We start from the raw sequence: 8,554 nt of genomic DNA, 5'->3' as shown, positions 1-8,554 counted from the left end.
CCTAAAACAACCGAACCTGCTGTCGTTTGAGTAATATCATTACCTAAAGCGAAAGTATTGTCTGTACTAATGGTATTGTTGTTACCCACAGAGTAACTATTTGCACCATTAATAATAGATGGATCACCAAAGGCACCTGAGTTATTTCCAGTCACTTGGTTACCTGTACCAATACTGATAGATTGGTTTCCTGAAGCAACAGCGCCATCACCAATTGCTACCGATGAAGCACCCGTCACACTTGAGTTATTACCAATAACAACAGAATTGTTCGCATTTGAACCAGCAATTGCATTGACACCTAAAGCAGTCGAGTTTTCACCACCTGCGCTAGAGTCTTTACCACTTGTGCTATTGGTATGGGCGAACTTCACACCTTCTTTATTCATTTTCTGAACAGTTTCGCCAATCGTTAACTGATCACTTGTAGTCTGACCTGCTTTATCATAGGTCAAGAAAAGTGAATCTTGATTAGGATTTGTTGCACTATAATTTTGGTTAACCACTTGGCCAGTAACACTTACGCCATTGCCGTTACCATCTTTTACATTTGTGATGTTACTGCTAATTGCTGAATCAAGCTGTCCTTTATTCACAGCATCTGATGCACTCACACCATTTGCTACGTTTGAAATTGTTGTTCCACCACCAGTGACAACACTATTTCCATAACTATCTGTACCCGTAGTGACTGCTGTCCCTTTGCCGTTGCCAGCGACAATACTATTGTAGTTTACACTACCATCACTATTGGTTGCATACTGAACAGTATTCGTCCCAAGTGTCCCAAGCTGTTGTTGTAGACTTGTTTGTATTTCTGCAACTTGTCCACCCGTTACTGCATCTGTCGAACCAGATTGGATTGAACCGGCTTTAAGATTCGTAATTTCTTTTCCAGCAGCATCAATACCCGATGAAGTAATACTTGGGCCACCTGCAACACTTAGACCATCCTTACCTACAGTAGTAAGTACTTTATTGTCTGCATCTTTATATTCTGTAGATGTCGCACCATAAGTCGCTACATTATTTGAAGCATCTTTCACAGTTGTTCCAGAAGCACCAACTTGTGTTGTATTCCCGCTTGCATCTGTAACTTTCACACCATTGGTATCTAAAGTTGTATTACCAGCAGTAAGGCTATCTACATCTAAATTACGGTTAAGTGCATAGGTAATATCATTACCTGTTTTATTGACTGTTAGGTTCTTCTCATCTTTTGCTATACCAATGTCAATCGTATCACCAGCTTTTACTGCTTGAGCATTATTCCCATTACTTGAAACAGTAAATCCTTGATCTAATGCTTTAATTGCACCTTCTACGCCTGTTTGATCTTTTCCATTCACTTGATAAACAGGACTCGATACTTTTCCAGTCGTTGCATCATATTGAGATCCACCACCCAATGCAGATGCAACCGAGTTGCCAGTTTCTGCATTTTTCGCATCGCCTGCAGAAGAAACTGCTGCAATCGCATCATTAAGTGTTGATTTACCTGTCCCGCCAATATCTGTAGTCGTAACTGTGCCATCTGTACCCACTTTAGCATTGCCACCTAGCAAAGCTTGTGTTGAGTTAGAAATTGTTGAGATCTGGCCACCTGTTACTGCGTCTGTAGAATTGGCACCAATCGTACCGTTACCTACATTAGTAACTTTCTGACCACTCGCATCAAAACCATTGGCTTTAACCACACCTGAGAATACAGGGGCATCGACAACACTGTACTTATAGGTATTTGTTGCCGTATCAAAAGTTGCAGTTGTATTGGTTCCATCAGCAAGAGTAATTGTATCCCCTAAAGCAACATTATGAGATGTCCCATCATTCGCTTTGAAGTTTAAACCTTTATCTGCTGTGGCTTGTGCTGCTGCACCTGCAGATTTTACACTTGCAACTGCATCACTTAGATTTGATTTACCTGTTCCACCAATATCTGTAGTGGTGACCGTACCGTCCGTACCCACTTTAGCATTGCCACCTAGCAAAGCTTGTGTTGAGTTAGAAATTGTTGAGATCTGGCCACCTGTTACTGCATCTGTAGAATTGGCACCAATCGTACCGTTACCTACATCGGTAACTTTCTGACCACTCGCATCAAAACCATTGGCTTTAACTACACCTGAGAATACAGGTGCATCGACAACACTGTACTTATATGTATTCGTTGTTGTATCAAAAGTTGCAGTCGTATTGGTTCCATCAGCAAGAGTAACTGTATCTCCTAAGGCAACATTATGAGCTGTCCCATCATTCGCTTTAAAGTTTAAACCTTTGTCTGCTGTAGCCTGTGCTGCTGCACCTGCAGATTTTACACTTGCAACTGCGTCGCTCAGATTTGATTTACCTGTTCCACCAATATCTGTAGTGGTAACTGTACCATCTGTACCCACTTTAGCATTACCACCTAGTAATGCTTGCGTTGATTCAGAAATTGCTGAGATCTGGCCACCTGTTACTGCATCTGTAGAATTGGCACCAATCGTACCGTTACCTACATCGGTAACTTTCTGACCACTTGCATCAAAACCATTGGCTTTAACTACACCTGAGAATACAGGGGCATCGACAACACTGTACTTATAGGTATTGGTTGATGCGTCATACGTTGCTGTTGTATTGGTTCCATCAGCAAGTGTTACAGTTTCACCAAGAGCAACATTATCTGTAGCACCATTATTTGCTTTAAAGTTTAAACCTTTATCTGCTGTAGCCTGTGCCGCTGCACCTGCTTCTTTCACACTTGCAACTGCATCGCTCAGATTTGATTTACCTGTTCCACCAATATCTGTAGTCGTAACTGTGCCATCTGTACCCACTTTAGCATTGCCACCTAGCAAAGCTTGTGTTGAGTTAGAAATTGTTGAGATCTGGCTACCTGTTACTGCGTCTGTAGAATTGGCACCAATCGTACCGTTACCTACATCCGTGATTTTCTGACCACTTGCATCAAAACCATTGGCTTTAACCACACCTGAGAATACAGGCGCATCGACAACACTGTACTTATAGGTATTGGTTGTCGTATCAAAAGTTGCAGTTGTATTGGTTCCATCAGCAAGAGTGATCGTATCCCCTAAAGCAACGTTATGAGTCGTTCCATCATTTGCTTTAAAGTTTAAACCTTTATCTGCTGTAGCCTGTGCTGCTGCACCTGCTGCTTTCACACTCGCGACTGCATCGCTCAGATTTGATTGACCTGTTCCACCAATATCTGTAGTGGTGACCGTACCGTCCGTACCTACTTTAGCATTACCGCCAAGCAACGTTTTTGTAGAGTTAGAGATGGTTGAGATCTGACCACCATTCACCGCATCTGTAGAGTTAGCGCCAATTGTACCGTTACCTACATCCGTGATTTTCTGACCACTTGCATCAAAACCATTGGCTTTAACCACACCTGAGAATACAGGCGCATCGACCACACTGTACTTATAGGTATTGGTTGATGCGTCATAAGTTGCTGTTGTATTGGTTCCATCAGCAAGTGTTACAGTTTCACCAAGGGCAACGTTATCTGCTGTACCATTATTTGCTTTAAAGTTTAAACCTTTATCTGCTGTAGCCTGTGCTGCTGCACCAGCTGCTTTTACACTCGCGACTGCATCACTAACTGTAGATTGACCTGTCCCACCAATATCTGTAGTCGTAACCGTACCATCCGTACCTACTTTAGCATTACCGCCAAGCAACGTTTTTGTAGAGTTAGAGATGGTTGAAATTTGACCACCTGTTACTGCGTCTGTGGAATTGCTACCAATCGTACCGTTACCTACATTGGTAACTTTTTGACCATTTGCATCAAAACCATTGGCTTTAACTACGCCTGAGAATACAGGTGCATCGACCACACTGTACTTATAGGTATTGCTTGAAGAATCGTAAGTTGCTGTTGTATTGGTTCCATCAGCAAGTGTTACAGTTTCACCAAGGGAAACTTTATCTGCTGTACCATTATTTGCTTTAAAGTTTAAACCTTTATCTGCTGTAGCCTGTGCTGCTGCACCTGCTGCTTTTACACTTGCAACTGCATCACTAACTGTAGACTGGCCTGTACCACCAATATCTGTAGTCGTAACCGTACCGTCCGTACCCACTTTAGCATTACCGCCAAGTAAGGTTTTTGTAGAATTAGAGATTGCTGAAATTTGGCTACCATTAACAGCATCTGTAGAGCTTGATGAAATGGTACCAGCAGCAACTCCAGTTACTGAGGTTCCATTTGCATTAATTCCACTTTTTGTGATACTTGGTCCATTACTAATAGTTAAACCGTTATTATTTACTGTAGTATCACCCGTAGCTAAACTATTGGCTTTTAAAGCTTTTGCTGTAGTAATTGTATAATTTGTACTACCATCAGCATTTAGGTTCGTTGCAACTTCAATATTATCGCCTTTAGTAACAGTAGTTTTTGCTTGCGTCGCTGTAGTTTGTACGCTCGCTATAGCATCATTAAGTGTACTTTTTCCTGTGCCACCGATGTTACTCATACTAATTGAGCCATTTGTTACAGAAGCATTTCCACCTAGGACATTCGCTATGCTATTTGCTAAAGTATCAGTATATGTCTTAGTTTGCTTTAGTTGTGCAACATTAACTGCATCAGTATCTTGTTGACCTGCTGCAAGACCTGTAATTTGGCGGGTAAGTGTTGAACCATTACCAACAGATGCCGCAGCAGTTGTAGATTTCCAAGCACTTGAACTATTTGACGAGTTTGAGCCTGTAGATGGGTCATAACCAGCTACACCGCTTGCAGTAGATGCAACTGAGCCAGCACCTAATGCAATACCATTTGCTATAGTCGCTTGTGAATTTGCTCCTAATGCAACTGTTTTATCTGCTGATGCACTTGAGTTTACACCAAGAGCCGTAGAGCCAGCGCCTGAAGCATTAGCAGTTGTTCCAACTGCTAATGCAGAGTTAGCCATTGCTTTTGCTTGTGTACCAAACGCTGTAGATAAATCACCTGCTGATCTAGCATTCATTCCAATAGCCATCGACGCATCGCCCGATGCAGTTGTACGGTAACCTCCTGTCAAGCCACCATTACCATATTGACCTTTATTGGTATCTAATGCAGTACCAGTAACAGATTGATAACCAGTTTTCGTTGCATCACTCACACTGCCAATATCATCACCACCAATTGCTATAGAAGCAAAACCGATAGCATCAGAGTCATTACCAATTGCCGTCGACTCACCTTTTAAAGCACGTACACCAGAACCAATGGCTACTGTCTGAGTACCAGCAGCAGTGGTTGATTTTGTATTATAGGTTGTGCCGTTAATCGTATACGATGCATTAGCAAGTCCTCTGTTATCACTGCTACCAATTGCCACAGCACCAAAAGAATTTGTTGCAGAGTCCCCACCTTGCGCAGAATTATTGCTTGTTGCTGTTGCACCACAACCTAATGCAATATCAGCAGTATACGTTGCTGTTGGTGTAGGACATGTAGCATTGGTTGTACTTTTTGGAGTTGCACTAACACCATTTCCACTTCCCTCCCCCAACGCAAAAGCACCCTGTGAAAAAGTAATTAACACTATTGATGCTGTCCCACCAACAATAGCTTTAGCAGTTTTTTTCTTTGACTTAACCATTTCAGAAGCAACCACCCATGTACCTAGTGTTGCATTCCAAACAATTTTATAAATTTTATTCATAGTTAATACTCTTAGTTACATACTATTATTGGTGTATATTTATACATTATACTGAAATTATATCTGATAACCAGTTATCAGATATATTATATTATTTACTATAATTTATAATAAATATAAAAAATGCATCAATCAAATCATAATATGATAATAAATGAATTTATATTCATAAAATACCTAGCAAGTGATATTATTTTCTTAATAATCTGATACAAATAAACTATTTTTATGTATAAAAAAAGTACATATGCATTATTTTTAAAATATTGAAAAAAGATTTAGAAAATTTAGGAGGTGTTATAATAAGAGTTATCCAATTGTTAGAAATAGAGACTTTAGCTTGAGAATTATATTTGCAGGTACGCCTGAATTCGCTGCAACAGCCTTAAATGCACTTCTTCAAACTAACCATACTGTCGTGGCCGTTTACACCCAACCTGATCGAAAGTCTGGCCGTGGCCAAAAACTGACACCTTCAGCAGTAAAGCAAGTTGCTATAAATCATAATATTCCAGTTTTTCAACCATTAAATTTTAGAAGTTCTACTGAGGAAGGAATTCAAGCACAAAAACAATTAGAATCTCTAAATGCAGATATAATGATTGTTGCAGCATACGGAATCATTTTACCTCAAGCTATTTTGGATATGCCTAAATACGGCTGTCTGAATATTCATGCATCACTTTTACCTCGCTGGCGTGGGGCTGCACCCATTCAGCGTGCAATTGCCGCTCAAGATAAAGAAACTGGTATCACGATTATGAAAATGGCAGCTGGTTTAGATACTGGGGATATGTTGCTTAAGAAATCGTGCTCAATAGAATCAGACGATAGTACATCTACGCTACATGATAAATTATCTTTACTTGGTGCTGAAGCTATTGTTGAAACAGTATCATCTGTAACGCACTTGAATGAATTATTAGCTCAACGACAAATACAAAAAGATGATGAAGTAACTTATGCCAGTAAGTTAACGAAGCAAGAAGCTCAAATTGATTGGAATGTTGAAGCGACACAGATCGTTTGTAACATCAACGCATTTAATCCATGGCCTGTTGCTTTTATACAACTCTCAGCAGAAAATATTAGAGTTTGGAAGGGAAAGGTTAGTCATCCTAAAAATAGTAATGAATTAGACAATCTACAGGTTGGTACTATTTTAGATATTGACCATAGTGGAGTCAGTATTTTATGTGGTAAAAATACAGTGATTACTCTCACAAATTTACAATGGCCTGGAGGAAAACCTCTTAATTCAGAACAAATTTTACAAACTCAAAAATTAGCAGTTGGTCAGGTGCTCATATGAATCCATTACAATTTAACTTAAGAGCAAAAGTAGGCTATCTTCTATCTAAAGTTCAAGAGGGTGAATCCTTATCAAAACTTCTAGATGACCAACTAAATAATATTACAGAAAAAGATCGAGCACTTTTCCACCAACTGGTATTAGGTACACTGCGCTATTGGTATAATATAAAAGCAGCTTCACTACCCTTATTAAAAAAAGATTTAAATAACCCATACGTTGAAGGACTTATCTATCTTGGTATATACCAACTAATATTTACAAGAATTCCCCCTCATGCAAGTATATCTGAGACAGTAACCGCTGTTAAACAACTAGGTTTTTCTCCTTTAAGCGGTGTTGTAAATGCAGTTCTAAGAAAGGTTTCTAGAGATCAAGAAAACTTTAAACAGATCATTGTTAATGCACATGGACTACCAAGTTGGTTATATAAAAGATTAAAAAGAGATTGGCCAGAGCAGATACAAGATTTATGTTTGGCGCTCAAAGAGTATGCTCCTCTCACTATCCGTGTTAATCAAAAACAAACTACTAGAAATAATTATTTAGCTTTATTAGAGGAAAATCATATTGAGGCTAAAAAATGTAATTTTTCTCAGAGCGGCTTACAGATTTTCTCAGCAATCCCTATAACTCAATTACCAGGATTCAAAGAGGGCCTGTTTTTTGTGCAAGATGAGAATGCTCAACTAGCTAGCGAAATATTTGATAAGAAGCTTGATGGTAAAACCATCATTGATGCATGTGCTGCACCAGGTGGAAAAACTACTCATATTCTTGAAAAATTCAAAGTAAATAAACTTATTGCTTTAGATAATAATGAAAATAGAATTCAAAGAATACAAGAAAACCTTTATCGTTTAAAACTGAATAACAGTAATATTGAGCTCATCAATTCAGATGCAACAACATGGCAGTCAAAAGAAAATATTGATATTATTTTGCTGGATGCTCCTTGTTCTGCAACTGGTGTAATCCGAAGACATCCTGATATTCAACTTTTAAGAAAAATGTCTGATATTACTCAAACAGTAGAATTACAAGAAAAAATCTTGAATAATATGTGGAATCAACTTTCCATAGGTGGATATCTTTTGTATATCACTTGCTCAATTTTAAAAATTGAAAATGAGAACCAAATGGAAAATTTCTTTTCTAATCATATAGATGCAAAAGAAATACCAATTAATAATCATTGGGGAATTAAGCAAAAATTTGGTCGACAATTACTTCCAGTCGATCTGTTTGGCGATGGATTTTACTACTGCTTAATTCAAAAAGTCATTTAGTTTCATAAGAGCTATAAAAGAGATATTTATTTTTAATAATAAATATCTCAAGTTAGACTTTTAAATAATAAAATTCATTCTGAATTAGATCATAATTAAAACGCATAAAAAAAGCCTCCTTACGGAGGCTTTTTAGGAATTAGATGCTGGCGATGACTTACTCTCACATGGGTAACCCCACACTACCATCAGCGCTAAGAGGTTTCACTTCTGAGTTCGGGAAGGGATCAGGTGGTTCACTCTCGCTATTGTCGCCAGCATAACTTTTATGGAGA

At 38.8% G+C, this 8,554-nt stretch carries 2 protein-coding genes, 1 rRNA gene and 1 pseudogene; 2 read left to right on the top strand and 2 right to left on the bottom strand.

Annotation, left to right across the window (positions count from 1 at the left end; all coding sequences use genetic code 11):
• A pseudogene (locus I2F23_RS13175) lies at positions 1-5,618 on the bottom strand (hypothetical protein); the annotation flags it as partial.
• Between the two features lie 400 nt (positions 5,619-6,018).
• Here I2F23_RS13175 and fmt point away from each other — a divergent pair.
• Complete coding sequence (gene fmt / locus I2F23_RS13170) at positions 6,019-6,990, top strand: methionyl-tRNA formyltransferase (protein ID WP_195773038.1); 972 nt, start codon at positions 6,019-6,021, stop codon at positions 6,988-6,990.
• Positions 6,987-8,279, top strand: a complete 1,293-nt coding sequence (gene rsmB, locus I2F23_RS13165; protein WP_195773037.1) for a 16S rRNA (cytosine(967)-C(5))-methyltransferase RsmB — start codon at positions 6,987-6,989, stop codon at positions 8,277-8,279. Before fmt ends, rsmB begins: the two co-directional genes overlap by 4 nt.
• 144 nt (positions 8,280-8,423) lie before the next feature.
• Here rsmB and rrf read toward each other — a convergent pair.
• Positions 8,424-8,538, bottom strand: a 5S ribosomal RNA gene (rrf, locus tag I2F23_RS13160).
• Positions 8,539-8,554: the final 16 nt, after the last annotated feature.

Origin of the sequence: Acinetobacter pollinis, assembly GCF_015627175.1 — a bacterium.
Taxonomy (GTDB): domain Bacteria; phylum Pseudomonadota; class Gammaproteobacteria; order Pseudomonadales; family Moraxellaceae; genus Acinetobacter; species Acinetobacter pollinis.
Note: the sequence above shows the minus strand (reverse complement) of the source record. Positions and strands in the feature narration are given on the sequence as shown.

Excerpts from the sequence above, each read along its gene's own strand:
- rsmB (WP_195773037.1), top strand. The coding sequence starts at position 6,987 with ATGAATCCATTACAATTTAACTTAAGAGCAAAAGTAGGCTATCTTCTA.